The organism is Companilactobacillus sp. FL22-1 (genome assembly GCF_043951805.1).
Lineage (GTDB): Bacteria > Bacillota > Bacilli > Lactobacillales > Lactobacillaceae > Companilactobacillus.
On record NZ_JBINJY010000042.1, the window covers coordinates 1 to 335 of the forward strand.

At 46.0% G+C, this 335-nt stretch carries 1 pseudogene; it reads left to right on the forward strand.

The features are described from left to right. Nucleotides 1–31: 31 nt before the first annotated feature. A pseudogene (locus ACG72T_RS12575) lies at nt 32–335 on the forward strand (IS30 family transposase); the annotation flags it as partial.

Sequence of the window (335 nt, forward strand, 5' to 3'; positions counted from 1 at the left end):
CTAATTCCAACCAATATAGGGAGTGATTACTTTGGGTACATCTACTTTATCACGTTTTCAACGTGGCGCACTAGCACAACTGGTCAATGAGGGGAATAAATCTTACCAAGTAATGGCTGACGCCTTAGGCGTCGCCAAAGCTACGATTAGCTATGAGTTGGACCGGGTTAAACCTTATGATCCAGAATTAGCTCAGCAAGATGCAGATCGCAAAAGGCGGAATTGCGGTCGTCGTTCGATGCTGACGGCAGCATTAGCGACTTTAATTACCAATCACTTACGATTAACCTGGTCACCAGAAACCATTGCGGCCGCTTATAACTTGAGCACTGCGT